The organism is Pseudomonas sp. ANT_H12B (assembly GCF_008369325.1).
GTDB lineage: Bacteria > Pseudomonadota > Gammaproteobacteria > Pseudomonadales > Pseudomonadaceae > Aquipseudomonas.
The window spans coordinates 26,283-48,527 of the sequence record NZ_VOBI01000019.1 but is presented as its reverse complement, the minus strand read 5'-3'; the positions used below and the strand labels follow the sequence as shown (position 1 = coordinate 48,527).

Sequence of the window (22,245 nt, the reverse complement as noted above, 5' to 3'; positions counted from 1 at the left end):
CGCAATTCTAGCGATGAGAGGCGCACTTGACCAGCTTTATGCAGGGAAATACGACGAGTGCTGCGCTATGCTTCGCGCCGTTACGCTTTACCGATTTTTTACAGTCAATGAAACGTCTGTAACGTGATGTAAAACAGCGCATGCTGCACGGCAAAGCATAGTGCTTCTTATATGAGTAGTGGGAGTGGTGGATGGGTCAGGCAAGTAGTCACGCGGCGGGCGCCGAGCATTCGGCGGCGAAGCCGATCGGCATGCTGGTCGCGGCGGTCGGGGTGGTTTATGGCGATATCGGCACGAGCCCGCTGTACACCCTCAAAGAAGTGTTTTCCGGTGGCTATGGTGTGCCCGTCAATCATGACGGGGTGCTGGGAATTCTGGCACTGATCTTCTGGTCGCTGATCTGGGTTGTGACGATCAAGTACATGATGTTCGTGCTGCGCGCCGACAACCAGGGCGAAGGCGGGATCATGGCCTTGACCGCCCTCGCTCGGCGGGCTGCGGCCGGGCATCCGAAGTTGCGCACTTTGCTGGTGGTCTGCGGGCTGATCGGCGCGGCGCTGTTCTATGGCGACAGCATGATCACTCCGGCGATCTCTGTGCTCTCGGCGATTGAAGGCCTGGGACTGGCTTTCGAGGGTATCGACCATTGGGTGGTGCCACTGTCGTTGATCGTGCTGGTGGCACTGTTCCTGATTCAGAGTCACGGTACCGCGCGGATCGGCATCCTGTTCGGCCCCATCATGGTCACTTGGTTTGTGGTGCTGGGGGCGCTGGGTGTCTACGGCATCATGCAGCACCCGGAAGTGTTGAAAGCAATGAACCCGGTGTGGGGCGTGCGCTTCTTCATCGTGCACCCGGGCATGGGCGTGGCGATTCTCGGCGCGGTAGTGCTGGCATTGACCGGTGCCGAAGCGCTGTACGCCGACATGGGCCACTTCGGTCGCAAGCCGATTGCCCGTGCGTGGTTCATCCTTGTGCTGCCGGCGTTGGTGCTGAACTACTTCGGCCAGGGCGCGTTGCTGCTCGGTGACCCGGAAGCCGCGCGCAACCCGTTCTACCTGCTGGCACCGAGTTGGGCGCTGATTCCGTTGGTGGGGTTGTCGACCCTGGCCACGGTGATTGCTTCTCAGGCGGTGATTTCCGGTGCGTTCTCCCTGACCCGTCAGGCGATTCAGCTCGGTTACATTCCACGCATGCACATTCAGCACACCTCCAGTGCCGAGCAGGGTCAGATCTACATCGGCGCGGTGAACTGGGCGCTGATGGTCGGCGTCATCCTGTTGGTGCTGGGCTTCGAGTCCTCCGGCGCGCTGGCCTCGGCTTACGGCGTGGCCGTGACGGGCACGATGCTAATGACCACCGTCCTGGTGTCGGCGGTGATATTGCTGCTGTGGAAATGGCCACCGATCCTCGCGGTTCCGCTGTTGATCGGTTTCCTGTTGGTAGACGGTCTGTACTTCGCTGCCAACGTGCCGAAAATCGTTCAGGGTGGGGCGTTCCCGGTGATTGCCGGTATTGCGCTGTTTGTGCTGATGACCACCTGGAAACGCGGCAAGCAACTGCTGGTGGAACGCATGGACGAAGGCGGGCTGCCGCTGCCGATTTTCATCAGCAGTATCGCCGTGCAACCACCGCATCGCGTCCAGGGCACTGCAGTGTTCCTGACCGCGAGGCCAGACGCCGTACCTCACGCGTTGTTGCACAACCTGCTGCATAACCAGGTGTTGCACGAGCAAGTGGTGCTGTTGACGGTGGTGTACGAAGACATCCCGCGGGTGCCGGCATCAAGGCGTTTCGAGGTCGAATCCCACGGCGAAGGCTTCTTCCGGGTGATCCTGCACTTTGGCTTCGTCGACGAGCCGGACGTGCCGCAAGCGCTGAAGCTGTGTCATCTCGATGACCTGGACTTCAGTCCGATGCGCACCACCTACTTCCTCAGCCGCGAGACGGTCATCGCCTCCAAGCTTGAAGGCATGGCCCGTTGGCGCGAGGCGTTGTTTGCCTTCATGTTGAAGAACGCCAACGGCAATTTGCGCTTCTTCAACCTGCCGCTGAACCGGGTGATTGAGCTGGGTACTCAGGTAGAGATGTAAGCCACAACAAAAAGCCCCCGCTGCCTTGAGGTAGCGGGGGTTTTTTTGTGTCTGATGACTTGAATCCACTTGCTATCCCCCTGTGGGAGCAGCCTGCTCGCGATGAGGACCTGACATTCAACATTGATGTTGACTGGCAGAGCACTATCGCGAGCAGGCTCGCTCCCACAAGGGCTGTGGTGTTATTTGCTTTCGGGCCGCTATTTTTTAGATTCGGCTTTTGTCCGGGCAGGTGGCGGTGGCGGCGTCAGTACCTTCACCACATCATCAATCACGGCCTTACTCATTGCTGTCAGGTAATGCGCGGCCCAGGCATGTCGGTCGGTGTCTCGGGCGTAGGCAGCATCTTTGGTCAGCTCCTTGGCAAGGAACAGAAAATCAGAGGCCATGGCTAGCGCATTGCCGAGGGGTACGTCTCGACTGACACGGAACAGTGCCTGGTTCGAGCAGTAGATGAAGGGGGTGAGGCCTATGGTTTTCAGTTCGTCAGGTTCTGATGGATTTGTTTTGGTCATGGTTTTATTCCTGGGTTCGAGGAGCTGCCATTTCCGTTACCACACGGAAGGGAGGCAGCTGTACGCAGGGTGGTAAACCGGGAACCAAGGAAACCGGCACGCCCGAGGGCGTCCCACGCACAGCCGCCATAACTCGAGATCGCAGACATTAAAAATGCCTGTGTTCGGGATGAAGGCGCTGTTGCGCTGGTTTCGCCGGGTTACCACACCCGATCGCTGAATGGTCAGCGACGTCCGGAGAGTATCCCGTCGAAGAAAAGCGCAACAAGGCATCAAAGTGCCCAAAAGCGAAATTCGGAGTTTGCCTACAAGGTCTGCGGGTGTCATCCGATATGCGACACCTTGAAGTAAACAAAACAAAACTAAACGCGGCGGGGCAGGTTTCCCGGTGAAACCTGATAAATATCGGAAGGTCTTGACGGCTCGATATTCTCAATGAGACAAATGTCCACGTTTTATGGAATGTGGACACTTGGAGTTTTTAGCTTCATGAAGAGTCAAGATATTTTGCTTTTGTTTAAAATGGCCAGCCTGCACGCCCGGGAAGAAAACCTCTTTGGGAAGATGGAATCTGAGTCGAATTCGAACAGGGTTGAGGAATTGTTGAAGCCCCAGCAGATAAATCGAATGACGGCAGGGGGGCGAGTAGGGGAGTCGCTAGCCACCTACCTTACTGGTGGTGAAGACATGGTATTCCACCGCCGGGAGTTCGACTCACCCTTGGGCGAGGAGGATGGATGGGAGGGGTGGTCGGAATCCGTCCCTTCTGCGCCGCTGACGGGCTGGAGTGAAGCTTACTCGTTGCGTGCGTTGTCAGCGTCTCTTGGGCTAAGCAAAAGTGAGATTTCCAACTCCATGGCAAGATGTCGCGAGTCTGGATTGCTGACCAATGACTACGACACCGGGCTTGCGAAAGTTAATCGGCGAGAGCTGCTGAAAATCACCGAGCACGCTCTGAAATACTTTTTTCCCGTGAAGCCGGGCGCAATGGTTCGCGGTATTCCAACAGGCTTCGCAGCACCAGCGCTGTCCAAAAGCATCAAGAGCGCGGGCGGGCTGATTCCGGTTTGGCCTGATGCACTCGGAACTGAGCGTGGTCAGGCGATAGAGCCGCTCTACAAAACTGTGCCGGAAGCGGTGAAGAAGGACAGAATCCTTTATCACTATCTAGCGCTTGTTGATGCGATCCGTCTTGGCGGCCCGCGAGAGTGTGGTGTGGCGGTTGGCATTCTAAAAGCAGGGATGGGGCTGAAATAACATGTCATCAAATGCTGATCACAACTATGAGCTCATAGAGTTTGTTGCAGACGGCTTGGGGGAGGAGTTTCTCGCTGAGGTTGCCTTCGTCGGCGGTTGCACCACGGCCATGCTGGTTACTGACGCTTCTGTGCTGGACGACATTCGTTTCACCGATGATGTTGACTTGGTGATCGAGCTGGCAGGTATTGGCGCCTGGCAACACCTCACAGAACGGCTAGCGGCCAAGAACTTCAAGATCACCGGTGAGGATGAAGTTAACTGTCGTTTCCGCTTCAACGACGTCGTCGTTGACGTGATGCCTTCTGATCCCGAAGTTCTCGGATATGCCAACCGTTGGTTCGTGGAGGGGCTGTCGAGGGCTGATAAATTTACGTTGCCCAGCGGTACGGTCATCCAGATATTCAAACCGACTTACTTTCTTGCGACGAAGCTAGAGGCCTTTAGCGGTCGCGGTGAGGGCGATCCGTACCACAAAGACGTCGAAGACATCATCATCTTGATTGATGGTCGTACAGAGCTTTTGGAAGAAGTTCGCCAGGCTGAGTCTGAGCTCAAGGACTTCATCACCACTGGAATTCGAGAACTCACGGCGCTCAGTGGTATCGACTACGTGATTGAAAGCTCGGGCTCGGTGCAGGCTAATCCGGGTAGAGGGCGAATCATCCACATGCGCATGAAAGATCTGGGCAACGCATGAGATACGCCACCAGATCAGTAATCGGACGGAGCAGGAAAGCCAATCATGACTGTGCTGGAGCTCTCTGCGACGGCGACAGAGGGCTGTTCGTCATCACGGACGGTACGTCGAAGTCCGGCAGTGGCCAATTGGCTGAATATTTCGTAAAAGGTGTTTTAGCGGCCTACCCGAAACACATAGATCAGGGAGGCGATATCACTGAGCATGGATCAGTTGAGCAGGTTCTTGGTTCAGTGCTGGCCGAGCTTCACCCCACTTTGTTTGCGGACCAGACAGGGACCACGTGTTACCTGATCGGTTTCGCTGCTCATGGAAAGCTCACGCTTGCGTATGAGGGTGACTGTTCTTGCGGTGTAGTGACACCGGCAGGCACGATCGAGTGGATTACGCCGCCCCACTGCAAGACCAATTGGAGGCGCGACCGTTCGCACCGCGAGCTGGCGCAAGATCCGGCTCGAAACCGGGTAACCCGATGCCTGAAGGTTAATCGTGCCCCGGACCCTGACTTTGTTTTTCATCCATTGGCCGTCGGTGAGCGACTGGTGTTCGTAACCGATGGCTTCTGGGCGGAGTTGACGGAGTCGCAGCAAAGCAGCTTGCTGGCAGCATCGGATAGCGACTTTATCGCTGTTGAAGATGACGTAACGTGGATAGATGTTCAGCTTTAGCCTTGGAAGCACAGAGCATCGACATGAAGTCCGGCTAGCTGGTAGCACTTCATGTTTGTACATGTAAAAAAGCCCCCGCAGCCTTATGGCTGCGGGGGCTTTTTGTGGGCGGCGTTCAGATCACTCTTGAGCCGCCGTCTCCTTCGCTTGACGCTTCTCGATCACATCCACCAACCGCTGGGCCAGCGCCGGATAGTTCTCGTCGAAGTGATGTCCGCCAGGCAATTTCATTGCCTCTCCAACCGCGGTCTTGTCGGTGCAGCCGCTCTCGTCGACTTCTTCTTCACCGTAGATGCACACCACTTTCTCCGGCGGCAGCTTGGCCATTTCGGGGCCGGTGGCAGCTTCTTTGCCGGCGTTGCCGAGCCAGCCTTCGACTTCGATCTCGAAGCTGCCGGTGCGGGCGAAGGCCAGCAGGATAATTGCGTCGACGCGCTGCTGTTCCGAAGGCTCCAGGCGGTTGTAGATCGCCGGCAGGACGTCGGCGCCGAACGAGTAACCGGTCAGGATGAAGCGCTTGGTGCCCCATTTCTGTCGGTAGTGTTGCATCAGCTCGGCGAGGTCCAAAGCGCTTTGCTCCGGGCTCTTGTGCTGCCAGTAGTAGCGCAGGGTATCGATGCCGACCACCGGATAGCCAATCTTCGCCATCTCGCCCGCTACGTCACGATCGAGGTCGCGCCAGCCGCCGTCACCGGAAAGGAACAGGGTGACAGTGTCCTTGGCTTGACCGGCCGGGACTTCAACCACCGGAATCTGCAGACCGCCAGCGGCTTTGTCGCCGCCGACGAGGATCTTGCGCAGCTCGTTGTTCAGCACTTGCGGCAGATTGATGTCGTAGTCGCTGATGCTGGTTTCGGCGTTGGGTTGGTCGCGTACGAAGCCGGCGCTGGTGTCGTCCGGGTTGTCGTTCCAGGCCACCAGCCAGTGACCGTGGGCGGCGCTTTTGGGCAGCAAGTGCGTGCAGCCGGGTTTTTCCAGGGCCAGGTCCACAGAGACGGCCTGAGCCTTGTCGTCCTTCTGCTCGGACAACCAGCGCCACGCCAGCACGGCGCCAGGGCCGATGCCGCTGACCAGAGTTGCCGGGCCTTTGAGTTCTCTCAAACCCGATTGCAAGGCACGGCTTTGCAGCAGGCAGTCTGTGGGCAAAATCACCTGAACAATCTGCGCCGAACCAGTGCGGCTCAGGGTTATCAATTGTTTGTCGCTGAGTTTCTGGCCTTCATTGACCGCCACCAGCACATGGGCGCGCGGGGTGTTGCCGGGGGTGATACGGGTCATCGCGGCGCCATCGGCTGGCGTCAGCTGTTCGAGGGTCGGTTCGGGTGCCGGGCGTTTCAGGTACCAGTAACCGCCACCGAGAATCAGGGCCAGCACTACCAGTGTGGCCAGTACGTACCGCAAGGAGCGTTGAATCATCAGCGTTTCACCAATCCAGTCAAGCCGCCCGCAATCAGGGCAGCAGTGTCGGCCAGGGCAACCAGCGGATCGAGTCCGGCGGGCACGGCCATATAACGGGGTTCCCAGTCAGGCTGGAATTTGTCTTTGAAGCGGCGCAAGCCTTGAAAGTTGTAGAGCTGCTCACCACGGCGGAAAACCATCGAGCCCAGACGCTGAGTCAGTGGCGCGCCGCGACGGGGTTGTAGCCCCGACAACGGCACCATGCCCAGGCTGAAGCGCGCATATCCATGATTTTTATAATGTTGAATCAGGCCGACCATCATGAACTCCATGGTCAGCTTGGGGGCGTCCGGGTGTGCGCGCATCAGGTCGAGGCTGGCCAGGTCATGGCCGTAAGTCTCGAGCAAATTGGCAAACGCCACCGGACGTCCTTCGAAACGAATCACCGCAACGCGGAAATGCTTGAGGTAATCATCACTAAAGCGGCCGAGCGAAAAGCCTTTCTCGCGCACCTTCTTGCCGGTCAGCCAGGCATCGGAAATCACCTTGAGTTCATCCATCGGCGCATGCCCCGGCTCAAAAATCTCCAGCGACAGGCCGTCGCGGGTGCCACGGTTCCAGGTGTAGCGCAGGTCCTTCATCTCTTTGCCTTTGGCCTCGAGATCAAAGCGCCGCAGATCGACCCGGGCTTCTTCGCCGAGCTTGATCGCGGTCAGCCCGATGTCCATGTAGTACGGCAGGTTCTCGGCGCGCACTTGATAGAACACAGGGCGGGCGTGGTGGAGGTCGCAAAGGTCGCGGAACTGCCAGATCATTTCCGCCCGTTGCTGGGTCGGGCCGATCGGGTCGTACAGCGCCACCAGGCTGCGGCCACGGCGGGCGTACATCAGGAACGCCTCGTCGTTCGGGTGAAACAGCAACGCCTTGTCACCGGTCAGGGCCAGGCCACCATCCGGTTGGGCGGAAGCCATGAGGATTTTTACCGCGCGGTCCAGTTCATCGGGTGTCGGCAAATGAATCACCGGGCGCGCGGTACGCAGCAGCCAGGTCAGGGAAACCACCACCAGCAGCACCGCGGCACCGAGCAGTGAGCGCAAGCCACGCGGGGCGTCGGCGTCGAGGGTGAACTGCCACCAGAGCTGATGGCTGTACGGGACGTCCTGATAGGCGAACAGCAACAGCCAGATCGACGCGCCGAGTACGCACAGGCTCGCCACCAGATACAGCGGCGAGAACGGCACCTCAGTCAGACGGCTGGGGCGATAGAACGAGCTGCGGAAAACGCCCAATAAACTCGCCGTCAGCGTCAACAAGCAGGCTTCTTCCCAATCGAAGCCTTTGAGCAACGAGAGCAGGGCGCCGACCAGCAACAAGATGGTGGTCAGCATCCAGGCGGCCGACAGTCGGCGACGCAGCCCCTGGGCCAGCAGCAAGCACAGAACGCCGACCAGGCTGGCACCGAAGTGCGAGGCGTCTACCAGTCGATGCGGGATCAGAAAGCCGATGTGTTCCAGGCGCGTATCGATTTCCGGTGTCACACCGGAGAACAGCAGCACCACGCCGGACAGAAATACCAGCACCGCCAGAATCGGCGCGGCCAAACCCGATGCGGCGCGCAGTGACTGACGTGTCTGGAACACCCGCTGACCTTCGTTGATCAGCAGCAGCAAGCACGCCACCAACAACGGCAGGACCACATAGATCAGGCGATAGAGCAGCAGGGCGGCAGCCAGCGGTGCGGCGCCGAGTGTGTCGGAGAACGCGGCCAGCAGGATCGCTTCGAACACCCCGACACCGCCGGGTACGTGGCTGAGCACGCCGGCGGCCAGGGCCAGCAAGTACACCAGCAGGAACGCACCGAAGGGCGGCGCTTCAGGCAGTAATAGATAGAGCACGGTCGCGGCGGCGGCCACGTCCAGGGCTGTGATGATCAGTTGCAGGAATGTCAGGCGACGGCCCGGCAGGCGCAAGGTGCGACGGCCGACCTTGACCAGCAGATTATCCGGTAAGGGCTGTTCCGGCAGGCGGCGGCGGTAGATGCCGATGGCCAGTACCGAGAACAGCAGCAACACGGCCACTGCAATCGCGCCCAGCAACATCTCGGAAAGACCCAGCGCGGCGGAGGCGGCAGGCAGGTTGCTGAGAGTCGCCAGGGCGGCCAGCGGTGGCAGGGCGCAGCCGAGCGAGAGGCTGGCGAACAGCGTCATGTGGGCAACTTCGGTTGCCCCCAGGCCGTGACGTGCATATAGACGGTAGCGAACCGAACCTCCCGAGAGCATCGAAAGACCGATGGCATTGCCGATGGCGAACGCGGTGAAGCCCCCCAGCGCCAATGTTCGCGGCGCCAGTGTCACGCCGGCATAACGGCTGGCCGACCATTCGTAGCCCAGCAGAATAATGAACCCGGCCACGGTCGCACCCAGCGCACCGAGTAATGCCGGTTTCGGAACGTCGAGAATCGAGTCGTGCAGAGCGTACAGATCCAGTTCGCTCAGCAAATGACGACAGGCAATCAGCGCGATCGCGAACAACAGCAGGGTGACCGCCAGGCCGATGGGCTGACGATACTTGCTGACCAGATCCAACAAGCGCAAACGCTCGGCCTTGATCGGTTGTGTCGCTGTGACAGTGTCTTGTGGATCAGACGAGTTGGCGCGCATCAATCACCTCTTGGATTGTGCGCGACAGGATGGAGGTATCCAGCCAAGTTACCAATCCCTGTAGAAAAAATAATCACAAATATTAACGCCACTCACCGCAATCAGGCGACGGCGCTTCATCAGTCGTAGCGGGTTCTGTTCGCGATCCAGCATAGTTTGGACTCAGAGCTTTGGTGATCCCGCAGGCCTCACTACACAGTGACAGATCGTTGTTGCGAAAGGACTTTTTCAACAGACACAAAAAAGGCCACTCTTTCGAGTAGCCTTTTTTGATGTTTGGTTGCGGGAGCCGGATTTGAACCGACGACCTTCGGGTTATGAGCCCGACGAGCTACCAGACTGCTCCATCCCGCGTCTGTGTGGCGGCATTCTATAGAGATACGCCGGGGTGTCAACCGTTAATCTTCAATAGAGCCAAATAAGCGTAAATGAGCGGTGAACGGTCGCAAGGGAGAGCTAAGTTTCGGAAACAGAACGATTTCTCGTTTCGGTGCGGGGCAGGGGATGCGCGTCGCTTCGCCAAAACAGACGCGCACAAAAAAGGCCACTCTTTCGAGTAGCCTTTTTTGATGTTTGGTTGCGGGAGCCGGATTTGAACCGACGACCTTCGGGTTATGAGCCCGACGAGCTACCAGACTGCTCCATCCCGCGTCTGTGTGTCGGCATTCTACAGAGGATCTCAGGGCTGTCAACCTTAAATCCTGAGAAACCTGTTCAGGTTCAATCGCTTAGCTTGTTCAAGAGGTGGGTTGATGGCCCTGAGACGCAGGCATGGCAAGGCTTTCAGCTCTATTGGGCGGTGCTTTTCGATTGAGAAAATAAATTCATCCAGTGCTTTTCCTACAAGCGGGAAAGAAGATTCAGACTACTGGTGCTATATACAGGTGTCAGTGAGATACTGCCGATCCGGCTCGCAACAAGGCCGTTTCTTCACCATGAACAGCGCTTTTATATGACGCAGCGAAAAATCATCCACGTCGATTGTGACTGCTTCTACGCCGCCATCGAGATGCGTGACGACCCGCGCCTGGCCGGTAAGCCCCTGGCGGTAGGCGGTTCGGCGGATCGGCGCGGAGTGATCGCCACCTGCAATTACGAAGCGCGGGCTTATGGAGTGCGTTCGGCGATGTCTTCCGGGCATGCGTTGAAGCTGTGTCCGGACTTGATCATCGTCAAGCCGCGCATGGACGCCTATAGAGAAGCGTCGAAGGAAATTCATACGATCTTTCGCGATTACACCGACATGATCGAGCCGCTTTCCCTGGATGAGGCGTACCTCGACGTGTCGGATTGCGCACATTTGGGCGGCAGCGCCACGCGAATTGCCCAAGACATCCGCCGACGGGTATCCAATCAGTTGCACATCACGGTCTCGGCCGGTGTGGCGCCGAACAAGTTTCTCGCCAAGATTGCCAGCGACTGGAAAAAGCCCAATGGCTTGTTCGTCATTACGCCGGATCAGGTCGAAGATTTTGTCAGTGGGTTGCCGGTGAGCAAGCTGCACGGCGTCGGTAAAGTCACCGCCGACAAGTTGGGCAGGCTCGGCATTGTCGATTGTTCGCATCTGCGTGAATGGGGCAAGTTGGCCCTGGTGCGCGAATTTGGCAGCTTTGGCGAACGACTCTGGAGTCTGGCCCGTGGGATTGATGATCGAGTGGTCCACAACGACAGCCGTCGACAGTCGATCAGTGTTGAAAACACCTACGACGTGGATCTGCCGGATCTGGTGAGCTGTCTGGACAAACTACCCGAGCTGCTGGAAACACTGGCGGGCCGCATGGCACGTATCGACAACAGCTATCGACCGGGCAAGCCGTTCGTCAAAGTGAAATTCCATGATTTCACCCAGACCACGCTGGAGCAGGCCGGGGCAGGGCGGGATTTGGGCAGTTATCAGTTATTGCTGACCCAGGCCTTCAATCGTGGCGGAAAACCGGTGCGCTTGTTGGGGATTGGAGTAAGGCTGGAGGATTTGCGGGGCGGGTTCGAACAGATGGAGTTGTTTGAGCGGTAGGGATTTTATAGGGGCGGTTTGCTTCAGAATGCCATCGCGGGCGAGCCCGCTCCCACAGGGACGATGCAGTACCTGTGGGAGCGGGCTTGCCCGCGATGCTTTATAGGCCTTAATTCGGTCCCGGATCCGCCACCAGTCGCCCGGCATCCTTAGTCAATGACTTGAGGAATTCAGTCTGCAACTCAGGATCGTTGCGGGTCAGTTCGATCAGGCTCTGTTCCAGTTCGCTGGCTTCTTCTTCCAGGCCTAGCTCCGACAGGCGTTTGACCCGGTGTACCCACTGGCTCACTTCGTCGTCTTCGAGGTCGTCGTAAATCAGCCCGTGAGCTTCGAGCAGCTTGCCGCGCAACGAGCTACTGACTGCCAGGGACGAGTCGGTGTGCACATCGTCCTGGGCATCTTCGACACTGATCAGCAACCGGCTCAGATGATTGATGTCGTGCTCGGCAAACGGGCTGTCTAGCAGGTTCATGCGCAAGACGCCGTTCTTGTCGGTGGTCAGCTGGAACGTTTCCTTGCCGGCCTTGACTACCACCGGACGCTCGCTCCATGGCAGGCTCGAGTATTCAGTGCGCTTGTCCAGTTGGACCTCGTCGATACCCGCCAGATTTTGTTGCGCACGGCCGTTGGACTGCGCATTCATGAACGGGTTGAGCCCGGCAAAACCGTAGCTGAACCAGTCCTTGGTCACGCTATCCGGCAGATTGCCGAGGGCAAATACGTTGACCACGTTCGCGCCGACACCGCCCACCACGGCCACCGCGCCCAGCGGAATCTCGTAGACCTCCCGCCAGGGTTGGTAAGGCGTATAGCGATCATAGTGACGTGTGACTTCGAATTCTGTGACTTCGAAAGTCTTCTGCTCGTGGATTTTCACCCGACGCTGCGGCAGCTCAAGCACTTTGGGCTCGCCGACATCAATCTGCAGGCTGTGATCGAGCAATTTACGCTCGACACGTTCCTCGTGCTCGCTGCGTTGTGACATGTGATTGGCACAGCCGCTGACCAGCAGGGTGCCGCACAGGGCGGCACCACCGAGGCCTAAGGTGTTTCGCTTGAACATGACTTCTCTATCTGGTGTCAGCGGCGGATACGGGACTGAAGGAAGGACAGCACGTCTGCGACCGGCAGCGCTTGCGCTTCGGGCTCGGTGCGGCTCTTGTATTCCAGATTGCCTTCGGCGAGGCCGCGGTCACTGACCACGATCCGGTGAGGAATGCCGATCAGCTCCATGTCCGCGAACTTGATGCCCGGGCTGGTTTTCTTGTCGCGGTCGTCCAGCAGCACTTCGAAACCGGCCGCCGTCAGTTCTGCGTACAGCTTGTCGGTGGCTTCGCGAACCTGTTCGGTTTCGTAGCGCAGCGGCACCAGAGCGATCTGGAACGGAGCCAGCGTGTCGCTCCAGATGATCCCGTTGGCGTCGTTGCTCTGCTCGATGGCCGCAGCTACCACACGGGAGACGCCGATGCCGTAGCAACCCATTTCCAGAGTGACCGGCTTGCCGTTCTCGCCCAGCACTTCGCACTTCATCGCTTTGCTGTATTTGTTGCCCAGCTGGAAGATGTGCCCGACTTCGATGCCGCGCTTGATTTCCAGGGTGCCTTTACCGTCCGGGCTTGGGTCGCCGGCCACGACGTTACGCAGGTCGGCAACGGTCGGAACCGGCAGATCACGCTCCCAGTTCACGCCGAAGTAGTGCTTGTCGTCGATGTTGGCACCAATACCGAAGTCGCTCATCAGCTCGACCGAACGGTCGATGATGATCGGCAGCGGCAGGTTCAACGGGCCGAGGGAACCGGCACCGGCGCCAATGGCGTCGCGCAGTTCGCCTTCGGACGCCATGACCAGCGGGCTGGCAACGCCCGGCTGGTTGGCGGCCTTGATTTCGTTTAGCTCATGGTCGCCACGGATGATCAGGGCAATCAGCTTGCCTGCTTCTTCGGCGTGAACCACGAGGGTCTTGATGGTCTTTTCGATCGGCAGATTGAAGCCTTCGACCAGTTGCGCAATGGTTTTGGCGTTCGGCGTGTCGACCAGGCGCAGCTCTTCGGCAGGTGCTGCGCGGGAAGTCTCGCGTGGCACGGCTTCGGCTTTCTCGATGTTCGCCGCATAGTCGGAGCCGTTGCTGAAGACGATATCGTCTTCGCCGGATTCAGCCAGCACGTGGAACTCGTGGGAGCCGGCGCCGCCGATGGAGCCGTTGTCGGCTTCTACAGGACGGAACTTCAGGCCCAGACGGGTGAACACGTTGCAGTAGGCCTGGTGCATACGGTCGTAGGTGACCTGCAGCGATGGCTGGTCAGCGTGGAACGAGTAGGCGTCCTTCATGATGAATTCGCGACCGCGCATCAAACCGAAGCGTGGGCGGATTTCGTCACGGAATTTGGTCTGGATCTGGTACACGTTGATTGGCAGCTGTTTGTAGCTGCTCAACTCGTTGCGCATCAGGTCGGTGATCACTTCTTCGTGGGTCGGACCGGCGCAGAAGTCACGGCCATGGCGATCCTTGAAGCGCAGCAATTCAGGGCCGTACTCTTCCCAGCGACCGGATTCCTGCCAGAGTTCAGCTGGCTGGGTGCTCGGCATCAACACTTCGAGAGAGCCGGCAGCGTTCATTTCTTCACGAACGACGGCTTCGACCTTGCGCATCACTCGCAAGCCCATCGGGAGCCAGGTATACAGGCCCGAAGCGAGTTTGCGGATCATGCCGGCGCGCAGCATCAGCTGATGGCTGATCACGACCGCATCGGAAGGCGTTTCTTTCTGTGTGGCGAGCAAAAATTGACTGGTGCGCATGGTTGGCCGTTGTCGGTTGCTGATGACGAGAAATGACGGGCATTGTACGGGCGAGATCCGCTGGCGTACAGGCGTGCGGTCAGCTGTGTGGCAGGAGGGCGAGAATCACTCAGCCCTCGGTGATGCTTCCTATGTATAGAGCCTACGACTCTTCCGCCACCTGAGTCGGAATCGGTTCCGGCGTGGGGGTCGGGCCTTCGCGGCGGCTCTCCTGAAACCAGTGCAGGGCAATCAGCAATAGTGTCGGAACGCCGAGCAGGGCGGTGATCAGGAAGAAATTGTGATAACCGAATTTCTCCACCATGACCCCCGAGTAGCCGCCGATCAGGCGTGGCAGCAACAGCATGATCGAGCTGAGCAGGGCGTACTGGGTCGCGGAGAACTTGAGGTTGGTCAGGCTCGACAGGTAGGCGACAAACGCTGAGGTCGCCAGGCCTGAGCTGAAGTTATCCAGGGAAATGGTGGCGATCAGCATGTTCAGGTTGGCGCCCATGTCGGCGAGCATCAGGAACAGCAGGTTGGTGCCGGCGGACGTAACACCACCGATAAACAGGATTGGCAGGATGCCGAAGCGCACGATCAGCAGGCCGCCCATGCCGGCGCCGACCAGGGTCATGATCAGGCCGAAGATCTTGCTGACGCTGGCGATCTGATCCTTGGTGAAGCCCTGGTCGATGTAGAACACGTTCGCCATCACGCCCATCACCGTATCGGACATACGATAGGTGGCGATCAGTCCGAGCAACAGCAGCGCTTGCCAGCGATACCGCAGAATGAAGTCGTTGATTGGCGTCAGCACCGGCGCCAGGCCGCGGCGGCCCATGGCTGACAGGCACAGCGCGGTAAGGGTGGTGTAGAGGATCGCCCGCAGGAATGCGCGATCTTCGAGCAGCAGATCAAGCAGGCTCTCGCCTTCGAACAGCACACTGGCGAAGTCGGTGTTGTAGAACTGGGTGAACATGGCCGGTACGGACACCAGCAGCACGATCAGCACAAACACCGAAGCCAGTTGATGCACAAAGCTGTAGCGTCCGGCCTGCAGTTGCGTGCGCAGCGGCACCGGCGGTTCACGCATGAAGAAGGAGGTCAACAGTGCCGGAACCATCAAAGCGCCAAACAGTATGTAAGTGCCGGCCCAGGCCGAATGCTTATAGTTGAAACCAGTGGAGCCGAAGCCTTCGGCAAAGAACAGCGCGCCGGCGGTGGCCAGCAGCGCAGCAATCCGATAGCCGGACATATAACTGGCGGCCAGGGCGGCCTGGCGGCTGTCGTCGGCAATTTCCAGGCGATAAGCGTCGACTGCAATATCTTGAGTCGCCGAGGCAAAGGCCACGACCACGGCAATGGCGATCAACCAGGACAAATGCTTTTGCGGGTCGCAGAAACCCATCCCGACCAGGCCAAGGATGACCAGTGCCTGGGAAAGCACCAGCCAGGAACGTCGGCGACCGAGCTTGCCGAGCAAGGGCAGGCGCCATTGATCGAGCAGCGGTGACCAGACCCATTTAAAGGCGTAGGCCAGGCCGATCAGGCTTGCATAGCCGATGGTTTCGCGAGCCACGCCGGCTTCACGCAGCCAGACCGAAAGTGTCGAAAACACCAGCATGTAGGGCAGGCCGGCGGCGAAACCAAGCAGCAGCAGTACGAGCGTCGAAGGGCTGGCATAGGCGGCGAGCGCGGCGCGCCAGGTTTTACGGGGCATGGGCTGGAGTCTGCCTCAAGAATTACGGAAACAAAGCGCGCACTCTAACCGCTGTGCTCTACCGGGCGCCAGCCATGACGCTGAATATCAACACGATTATTCAGGATACTGACGCCCTCCATGCGCAATCGCGCGCGTTGTTCATCCCCCGAAGGACTGCCCGCGGGCAGGCTTATGCGCCCGCCGGCGCCGAGTACACGGTGCCAGGGTAATTTGCTGTCGCCCGGCAGTTGGCTCAGTGTCCGCCCGACGAAGCGGGCGGCGCGACCCAGTCCCGCCAGTTCGGCGAGTTGGCCGTAACTCACGACTTTGCCCTCGGGGACCTGCGCGAGAGTCAGATAGAGCGCCGCGCGTCGGATTTGCGCCGCGCTTTCGGTTTCAGTGGTTGAGTCGGTCACGTGCGCTGTCCTGATGAAGTTCGGGTTACCGTCTGTAGAGTAATTCCTGGATCACCAATTGAGAAATGAACTCAATAGAAATAGTCGGGTCAGTCCTTGCTAGGGTCTTATTCGTATGGATAATGCCGACTTTTTTTCGCGAACTTGAGCCTGTATTTGCTTATGTTGTCCAGAACTCTGCTGTGCCTCGCTGTCGTCAGTGCTTCCACGCCCTTGCTCGCCGATACCGTCTGGTTGAAGAACGGTGACAAGCTGAGCGGCAAGATCACCGTTTTCGATGGCGGCAAGCTGTTGATCCAGACCGAATACGCCGGTGCCGTTCCGATCGACTGGACGCAAGTCAAAACCCTGGAAAGCGATCAGCAATTGCTGGTCAAGCAGGATGCCTACACCGGCGAAAAAGCCAAAGCGCTGCATGCAGCGGAAGATGGCAAGGTCACCTTGGCGAATGGCGACGCTCCCAAAACCGTCGAACTGGCCAGTATCCAGCAAATCCTCAAACCCAAGCCGGTCGTCGAGGATTTGGTGTGGAAGGGCAATGTCGACGTCGCGCTGGATTATCAGCGGGCGGAAAAAGACACTGATGACTATGATGTCGACTTCAAGACCAGTGCGCGTCATGGCAGATGGCGGCACACCGCGGAGGGCGAGTACAACCGCGAATTCCAGGATGACGTGGTCACGACGGACAACTGGCGGGGCGAATACTCTCTCGACCGTTTCCTGACCGATAAATGGTTCTGGCAAGGTCGTCTTGTCTATAAACGCGACAAGGTCGAAGACCTTGCCCGCCAGCGCACCGTCGGTACCGGTCCCGGTTATCAATTCTGGGATGACGAGCTGGGCGCATTCTCCTTGGGCTCACTCATCAATCGCACCGATTACGAGTACAGCGATGGCGGCAAGGACAACTTCTACTCGGTCGCCATGAAGTGGGACTACAACCGCTACCTGATTGGCAAGAGGGTGGAGTTCTTCACCAACGGCGAAGTTGGCAAGCCTCTGTCGGGCGTTGCCGATTACGCGCTCGATGCCGAAGTCGGGCTGCGCTACAAGGTGACGGATTGGGCGTCGCTGAACCTGAAGGCCGAGAAAGACATCATCACCGGTAGCGATGAGGCTGACTTGAGCAAGACCCGGTACACCGCAGGCTTTGGCGTGACTTGGTAAGACGCAAAAAAATCGCAGCCAACAGGCTGCGATTTTTTTTGCCTGCAAAACAGACAGGCACAAAAAAGCCCCGCTTTTGAGGGCGGGGCTTTTTACTAAAGCAAGTACAAGTTAGATAACTTGAACTTCTTCAGCTTGCATGCCTTTCTGACCGCGGGTAGCGATGAAAGAAACCTGTTGGCCTTCTTTCAGGCTTTTGAAGCCGTCGGATTGGATAGCTTTGAAGTGAACGAACAGGTCGTCACCGGATTGTGGAGTGATGAAGCCGAAGCCTTTTTCATCGTTGAACCACTTAACGGTACCAGTTTGGCGATTAGACATGGTGTAACTCCTTGAACAAAGATAACTGCGACGCAGGAAGAACCCTGGCCGAGACTGAGTGCAAAGAGCAGGAAAAATTCTTGTAGATGGTTGGATCGAAATTCAACATATCGTGTAGAGATTCTCAGTGACACAAGCAGCACAGTGGCGCCACCTTAACCCTTTTTCCGGAACGTGCCAATGCTTCCTGCGAAGGTTTCTCTGTTTTCATGACTGACGGTGCACCTGTTTGCGACAAAGACCCGGCAATCACGGGGGATCGGCGAGAATTGCGTCCCGGACTTTGAACCCGGCGGCGCGCCCCGGTAAGATGCCGGACAGAATTTTTCCACCTCGCTATTCAGGACACCCCCGCCATGAGCATCAAATCGGACAAGTGGATTCGCCGCATGGCGCAAGAGCACGGCATGATCGAACCGTTCGTCGAGCGCCAGATGCGTGGTGAAGGCGCCGAGCGGCTGATTTCCTACGGTGTGTCGAGCTACGGCTACGACGTGCGCTGCGCCGGTGAATTCAAGGTATTCACCAACATCAACTCGGCGATCGTCGATCCCAAGAACTTCGATGAAAAGAGCTTCGTCGACGTCACGAGCGACGTTTGCATCATCCCGCCGAACTCCTTCGCCCTGGCGCGCACCGTGGAGTTCTTTCGTATTCCGCGCAACGTGCTGACTATCTGCCTCGGCAAAAGCACCTACGCTCGCTGCGGCATTATCGTCAACGTGACGCCGCTTGAGCCTGAATGGGAAGGGCACGTAACGCTGGAGTTCTCCAACACCACCACACTGCCAGCGAAAATCTACGCCAACGAAGGCGTGGCTCAGATGCTGTTCTTCGAATCCGACGAAGAGTGCGAAGTCTCCTACAAAGACCGTGGCGGCAAGTATCAGGGTCAGCGCGGCGTGACGTTGCCACGGACCTGATCCATCCATCTGGCAGATAGCGGGAATTCTTGAGCGGGTAGACACTCTATTGGGTGTACTGCCCGGTTCGCGCAATGCGGACGGGGCCATCGCTCAGGAGTGCTCTATGAAGATCGATCCGCGAATAAGTGCCGAACTGGCCAGGCTTGAGCCCAATCAGGTTGGCGTCTTGGCCTGGTCCTTGTTGGCACATCCGCCAATCAGCATGGCAGGGGGCATCCCCGGTCAGCCTGATCCCGATACCCCCAACGAACAACCCACCGAACCCGGTGAGCCAACCCTGCCGGATGAGCCGCCTCCGGCGCCTGTAGCCTGATCCTCTGTTGAAATGAATGGTCAGTCAGCTGATGTCCCGAAAGACTTCAGCTGACTGGCCATATTTCGTTGTCGCCGATGACAAAGATCCGACAGCTGTCGTCGTTTTCTACTTGATACCCGCCGGTAAACGCACCGAAGGCCGGTAGCAGGCTGATGGCCATGCCCAGTCTGAAACACCTCAATCGCAAACGTTGTCGACCTCTGCCGTTCAGCCGATAAACCGGATGCACATGGCCCGCCAGCACGTGCCGGGTCGGGTGCGGGTCGGGTTCATGTTGTAAGGCAAAGGGTCCCAGCAGCAACGGCTCAGGCACCACGCGAATGTTCAGCGAGGCTGGCGGATCTCCGGCACGCTTGTCGTGGTTGCCGCGGATCAGCGTCATGGCCACCTCCTGATGCCGTGCTCGCCAATCAGCCAAGGCGCTCAGCGTGGCGGTTGCGTGCGAGCCAGGCCCGTGAAGAAAGTCGCCGAGGAAAATCAGTTGGCGACAGGGCAGGGATGCCAGCAATTGGTCCAGTACCGCGATATTGCTGGTGGTGGTGCCTTGAGGCACAGGTTGACAAAGGCGTCGATAGGCCGCGGCCTTGCCGAAATGCACATCGGCGATCAACAGTGCTTGCTGGTCGGGCCAGTAGATGGCTTTTTCTGGCAACAGCCACAATTCTTCGCCAGCCAGTCGCACGGGATACGGCGTACTCATCAGGTTTTCCCGGTTTCGGCAGTTTTCTCAAGGTCGGTAACCATGCGTCGGATACGGTCCGCGAGTTTTTCCGAACTCATGCTTTCCCGCATGCGCTCCACCAACAATGGAAACCCCAGCGGTGTAGGACGTTTGACCGGGTGCAGGTCCAGTTTCAACCGATTGATGCGCGCCAACGTCTGTTCCAGGCGATGAATATCCAGTTCTTCCCGTAGGACTTCTTCCCCAGCCTGGGCCAACAACAGATTCCCGGCGTCGTACTGTTTAAACACTTCAAAAAACAGTCCGCTGGATGCCTGAACCTGGCGTGTGCTTTTCGGCGCGCCGGGATAGCCGGCAAACACCAGCCCGGCAATCCGCGCAATCTCCCGAAAGCGACGAAGTGCAAGTTCACCGGCATTCAAACTGGCCAGTACATCCTTCAGCAAATGCTCGGGGCTCAAGAGTCCGGGAGTCAAAACCTGCGACCAGTCCACATAAGTAGCGCTGAGCAACTCCAGTCCGTAATCGTTGACCGCGATGGAAAACGTTACCGCCTGCTGCTGGCTGACGCGCCACGCCAGCAGACTCGCGAGCCCCAAATGCACCTGGCGCCCGGCAAAGGGATAAAGAAATAGATGCCAGCCTTCGCGCGACTTCAGTGCTTCGGCTAGCAAAGTATTCGAGGTTGGTAGTCCGGACCAGCGTTGTTGCACCTCTAGAAGAGGGCGCAGCGCCTGCATTTGCGGACCAATGAATTCGCCGTGCGCCGCCGCGTCAAAGCGCTCGACCACCGCACTGGCCAGTTCGTTGGAGAGTGGCATGCGCCCGCCATTCCAGCGCGGCACCGCAGCTTTTTTCGCGGTGCTGCGCTTTACATAGGCGGTCATGTTCTCCACCCGAACCAACTCCAGCAAGCGTCCCGCAAATAGAAAACCGTCACCGGGTTTGAGTCGTGCGATGAAACCTTCCTCGACACTGCCCAGTTGCTTGCCGCCGCCGCCCTTGCTCCAGAACTTCAACTGAACGCTCGCATCGCTGACGATGGTGCCGATGCTCATGCGATGTCGGCGAGCCAATCGCGAATCGGGTACGCGCCAGACGCCATGTTCATCCGGTTCGACCCGGCGATAGTCCGGATAAGCTGTCAGGGAAAGTCCTCCGTGCCGTACGAAAGCCAGCGCCCAGGTCCAGTCTTCCACCGTGAGATCACGATAGGCCCACGCTCCGCGTACCTCTTCGTACAACTCATCGGGCAGAAAACCACCCCCCAGCGCCATGCTGACAAGATGCTGAACGAGCACATCCAGCGGTTTATGCGGCGACTCGCGGGGTTCGATCCGTCGCTGCTCCACGGCATCCCGGGCCGCTGCCGCTTCGATCAACTCCAGGCTATGAGTCGGCACCAGCGTTACCCGCGAAACCCGCCCCGGCGCATGACCCGAGCGGCCGGCACGCTGCATCAGCCGCGCCACGCCTTTGGCCGAGCCGATTTGCAGCACCCGTTCCACCGGCAGGAAGTCCACCCCCAAATCCAGACTGGACGTGCAGACCACCGCCTTCAGTTGACCATCCTTGAGTGCACGTTCGACCCAGTCACGGGTGTCCCGGGACAACGAACTGTGATGCAAGGCGATCAACCCTGCCCACTCTGGACGGGCATCGAGCAACGCCTGATACCAGATCTCAGATTGCGCGCGGGTGTTAGTGAAGACGAGGCTGCTGGCGCTGGAATCGATCTCGGCGACAACCTGCGGCAACATCTTCAACCCGATGTGCCCGGCCCATGGAAAACGCTCGATGGCGGGAGGCAGCAGCGTATCGACCCGCAGTTCTTTGCCGGTCTGGCCCTGGACGCTGATGCCGCCACCCTGTGGGATTAATACCTGCTCGGCGTGGGACTGATTACCCAGCGTCGCGGAAACACCCCAGACGATCAGCTCGGGATGCCAGCGGCGCAAACGGGCGAGAGCCAATTGCAATTGCACGCCGCGCTTGTTGCCCAGCAGTTCGTGCCATTCATCGACGACTACCATGCGCAAGGTCGAGAGCGCTGTTTGCGCATCGGCTCGGGCCAGCATCAGGGTGAGGCTTTCCGGCGTGGTGATCAGGGTGGTGGGCAGTCGTCGACTCTGACGTGCCCGTTCGCTGCTACGGGTGTCGCCGGTGCGCAGGCCAACGCTCCACGGAATCTGCAGGTCGAGCAGCGGCGCTTCCAGCGCACGAGCGGTGTCGGCGGCCAACGCGCGCATGGGCGTTATCCACAGCACCGTCAGCGGTTGGGCGACCGGTCTTCTTTTGCGAGGCATTTCTACAGGTGGGACAGAAGAGGCGTATCGATTGAGTGCGCCAAACCAGATCGCATAGGTTTTACCGGCGCCGGTGCTGGCATGCAGCAATCCGGACTCACCGCGTTTAACCGCCGTCCATACCTTTTTTTGAAAGGCGAACGGCTTCCATCCGCGAGCGGTGAACCATTGTTTTGCGTAGTCGGAGGAGGTTCCCATGCCGGCGTCGCGCGCTCTGAAAGTCTTCTTTCAGTGACCGCGGCGCAATGCGACAAGTTTTAATTGCTTTGCTTTTTTGTGGGAGCGACTCATATCCGGAAATAACTGTGTTTGTCGCTGAAACC

18 protein-coding genes and 2 tRNA genes are annotated in these 22,245 nt (G+C 58.6%); 8 read left to right on the top strand and 12 right to left on the bottom strand.

Annotated elements, in window-relative coordinates; all coding sequences use genetic code 11:
- Positions 1 to 191 precede the first annotated feature (191 nt).
- Positions 192 to 2,093, top strand: a complete 1,902-nt coding sequence (locus tag FQ185_RS24320; RefSeq protein WP_149419644.1) for a potassium transporter Kup — start codon at positions 192 to 194, stop codon at positions 2,091 to 2,093.
- A gap of 200 nt (positions 2,094 to 2,293) precedes the next feature.
- On the opposite strand, the gene FQ185_RS24315 is transcribed toward FQ185_RS24320, so the two are convergent.
- Positions 2,294 to 2,608, bottom strand: a complete 315-nt coding sequence (locus FQ185_RS24315) for a DUF3077 domain-containing protein (RefSeq protein WP_149419643.1) — start codon at positions 2,606 to 2,608, stop codon at positions 2,294 to 2,296.
- Positions 2,609 to 3,097: 489 nt separating this feature from the next.
- Here FQ185_RS24315 and FQ185_RS24310 point away from each other — a divergent pair, with 489 nt between their 5' ends.
- The 3 genes from FQ185_RS24310 to FQ185_RS24300 are packed head-to-tail and all read left to right on the top strand — an operon-like array spanning position 3,098 to position 5,233.
- The gene (locus FQ185_RS24310; protein WP_149419642.1) at positions 3,098 to 3,865 is read left to right on the top strand and encodes a MarR family transcriptional regulator; all 768 of its coding nucleotides are present in this window, start codon (positions 3,098 to 3,100) and stop codon (positions 3,863 to 3,865) included.
- Between the two features lies 1 nt (position 3,866).
- On the top strand, positions 3,867 to 4,565 hold the full coding sequence (locus tag FQ185_RS24305; protein ID WP_149419641.1) for a hypothetical protein: 699 nt from the start codon (positions 3,867 to 3,869) through the stop codon (positions 4,563 to 4,565).
- Positions 4,562 to 5,233, top strand: coding sequence for a PP2C family serine/threonine-protein phosphatase (locus FQ185_RS24300; RefSeq protein WP_149419640.1), 672 nt, complete (start codon positions 4,562 to 4,564; stop codon positions 5,231 to 5,233). The genes FQ185_RS24305 and FQ185_RS24300 overlap by 4 nt, the downstream gene beginning before the upstream one ends.
- 120 nt (positions 5,234 to 5,353) lie before the next feature.
- Here FQ185_RS24300 and FQ185_RS24295 read toward each other — a convergent pair whose 3' ends face one another.
- The 4 genes from FQ185_RS24295 to FQ185_RS24280 form a co-directional block, all read right to left on the bottom strand.
- Positions 5,354 to 6,649, bottom strand: coding sequence for a virulence factor family protein (locus FQ185_RS24295; protein ID WP_149419639.1), 1,296 nt, complete (start codon positions 6,647 to 6,649; stop codon positions 5,354 to 5,356).
- Positions 6,649 to 9,291 carry a bifunctional lysylphosphatidylglycerol flippase/synthetase MprF gene (gene mprF, locus FQ185_RS24290; RefSeq protein WP_149419638.1) on the bottom strand — a complete coding sequence of 881 codons (2,643 nt, stop codon included), beginning with the start codon at positions 9,289 to 9,291 and terminating at the stop codon, positions 6,649 to 6,651. Before mprF ends, FQ185_RS24295 begins: the two co-directional genes overlap by 1 nt.
- Positions 9,292 to 9,568: 277 nt before the next feature.
- Positions 9,569 to 9,645 (bottom strand) — tRNA-Met (locus FQ185_RS24285).
- Between the two features lie 220 nt (positions 9,646 to 9,865).
- Positions 9,866 to 9,942, bottom strand: a tRNA-Met gene (locus tag FQ185_RS24280).
- 301 nt (positions 9,943 to 10,243) lie between these two features.
- Here FQ185_RS24280 and dinB point away from each other — a divergent pair.
- The gene (gene dinB / locus FQ185_RS24275; RefSeq protein ID WP_149419637.1) at positions 10,244 to 11,305 is read left to right on the top strand and encodes a DNA polymerase IV; all 1,062 of its coding nucleotides are present in this window, start codon (positions 10,244 to 10,246) and stop codon (positions 11,303 to 11,305) included.
- Positions 11,306 to 11,414: 109 nt separating this feature from the next.
- Here dinB and FQ185_RS24270 read toward each other — a convergent pair whose 3' ends face one another.
- The 4 genes from FQ185_RS24270 to FQ185_RS24255 all read right to left on the bottom strand — a co-directional run bounded on the left by FQ185_RS24270 (position 11,415) and on the right by FQ185_RS24255 (position 16,201).
- A complete protein-coding gene (locus tag FQ185_RS24270; RefSeq protein ID WP_149419636.1) occupies positions 11,415 to 12,368 on the bottom strand; it encodes a hypothetical protein in 954 nt (317 codons plus the stop codon).
- 17 nt (positions 12,369 to 12,385) lie between these two features.
- Positions 12,386 to 14,101 carry a proline--tRNA ligase gene (locus FQ185_RS24265; RefSeq protein WP_149419635.1) on the bottom strand — a complete coding sequence of 572 codons (1,716 nt, stop codon included), beginning with the start codon at positions 14,099 to 14,101 and terminating at the stop codon, positions 12,386 to 12,388.
- Positions 14,102 to 14,243: 142 nt separating this feature from the next.
- Positions 14,244 to 15,803 (bottom strand): AmpG family muropeptide MFS transporter, encoded by a 1,560-nt coding sequence (locus FQ185_RS24260; RefSeq protein ID WP_149419634.1) that lies wholly within the window; start codon positions 15,801 to 15,803, stop codon positions 14,244 to 14,246.
- A 44-nt stretch (positions 15,804 to 15,847) separates the two neighbouring features.
- The gene (locus FQ185_RS24255; protein WP_149419633.1) at positions 15,848 to 16,201 is read right to left on the bottom strand and encodes an MGMT family protein; all 354 of its coding nucleotides are present in this window, start codon (positions 16,199 to 16,201) and stop codon (positions 15,848 to 15,850) included.
- A gap of 162 nt (positions 16,202 to 16,363) precedes the next feature.
- Here FQ185_RS24255 and FQ185_RS24250 point away from each other — a divergent pair, with 162 nt between their 5' ends.
- Positions 16,364 to 17,371, top strand: a complete 1,008-nt coding sequence (locus FQ185_RS24250) for a DUF481 domain-containing protein (RefSeq protein ID WP_149419632.1) — start codon at positions 16,364 to 16,366, stop codon at positions 17,369 to 17,371.
- A 111-nt stretch (positions 17,372 to 17,482) separates the two neighbouring features.
- On the opposite strand, the gene FQ185_RS24245 is transcribed toward FQ185_RS24250, so the two are convergent.
- A complete protein-coding gene (locus FQ185_RS24245) occupies positions 17,483 to 17,692 on the bottom strand; it encodes a cold-shock protein (protein ID WP_002554837.1) in 210 nt (69 codons plus the stop codon).
- A 356-nt stretch (positions 17,693 to 18,048) separates the two neighbouring features.
- On the opposite strand from FQ185_RS24245, the gene dcd reads away from it, so the two are divergent.
- Positions 18,049 to 18,615 (top strand): dCTP deaminase, encoded by a 567-nt coding sequence (gene dcd, locus FQ185_RS24240; RefSeq protein ID WP_054047011.1) that lies wholly within the window; start codon positions 18,049 to 18,051, stop codon positions 18,613 to 18,615.
- 106 nt (positions 18,616 to 18,721) lie between these two features.
- Entirely contained in the window at positions 18,722 to 18,931 is a 210-nt protein-coding gene (locus tag FQ185_RS24235) for a hypothetical protein (RefSeq protein WP_017336784.1), read from the top strand.
- A 46-nt stretch (positions 18,932 to 18,977) separates the two neighbouring features.
- Here FQ185_RS24235 and pdeM read toward each other — a convergent pair whose 3' ends face one another.
- Both pdeM and FQ185_RS24225 read right to left on the bottom strand, forming a co-directional pair.
- The gene (gene pdeM, locus FQ185_RS24230; RefSeq protein WP_149419631.1) at positions 18,978 to 19,634 is read right to left on the bottom strand and encodes a ligase-associated DNA damage response endonuclease PdeM; all 657 of its coding nucleotides are present in this window, start codon (positions 19,632 to 19,634) and stop codon (positions 18,978 to 18,980) included.
- The gene (locus tag FQ185_RS24225) at positions 19,634 to 22,120 is read right to left on the bottom strand and encodes a ligase-associated DNA damage response DEXH box helicase (protein WP_149419630.1); all 2,487 of its coding nucleotides are present in this window, start codon (positions 22,118 to 22,120) and stop codon (positions 19,634 to 19,636) included. Before FQ185_RS24225 ends, pdeM begins: the two co-directional genes overlap by 1 nt.
- Between the last annotated feature and the right edge of the window lie 125 nt (positions 22,121 to 22,245).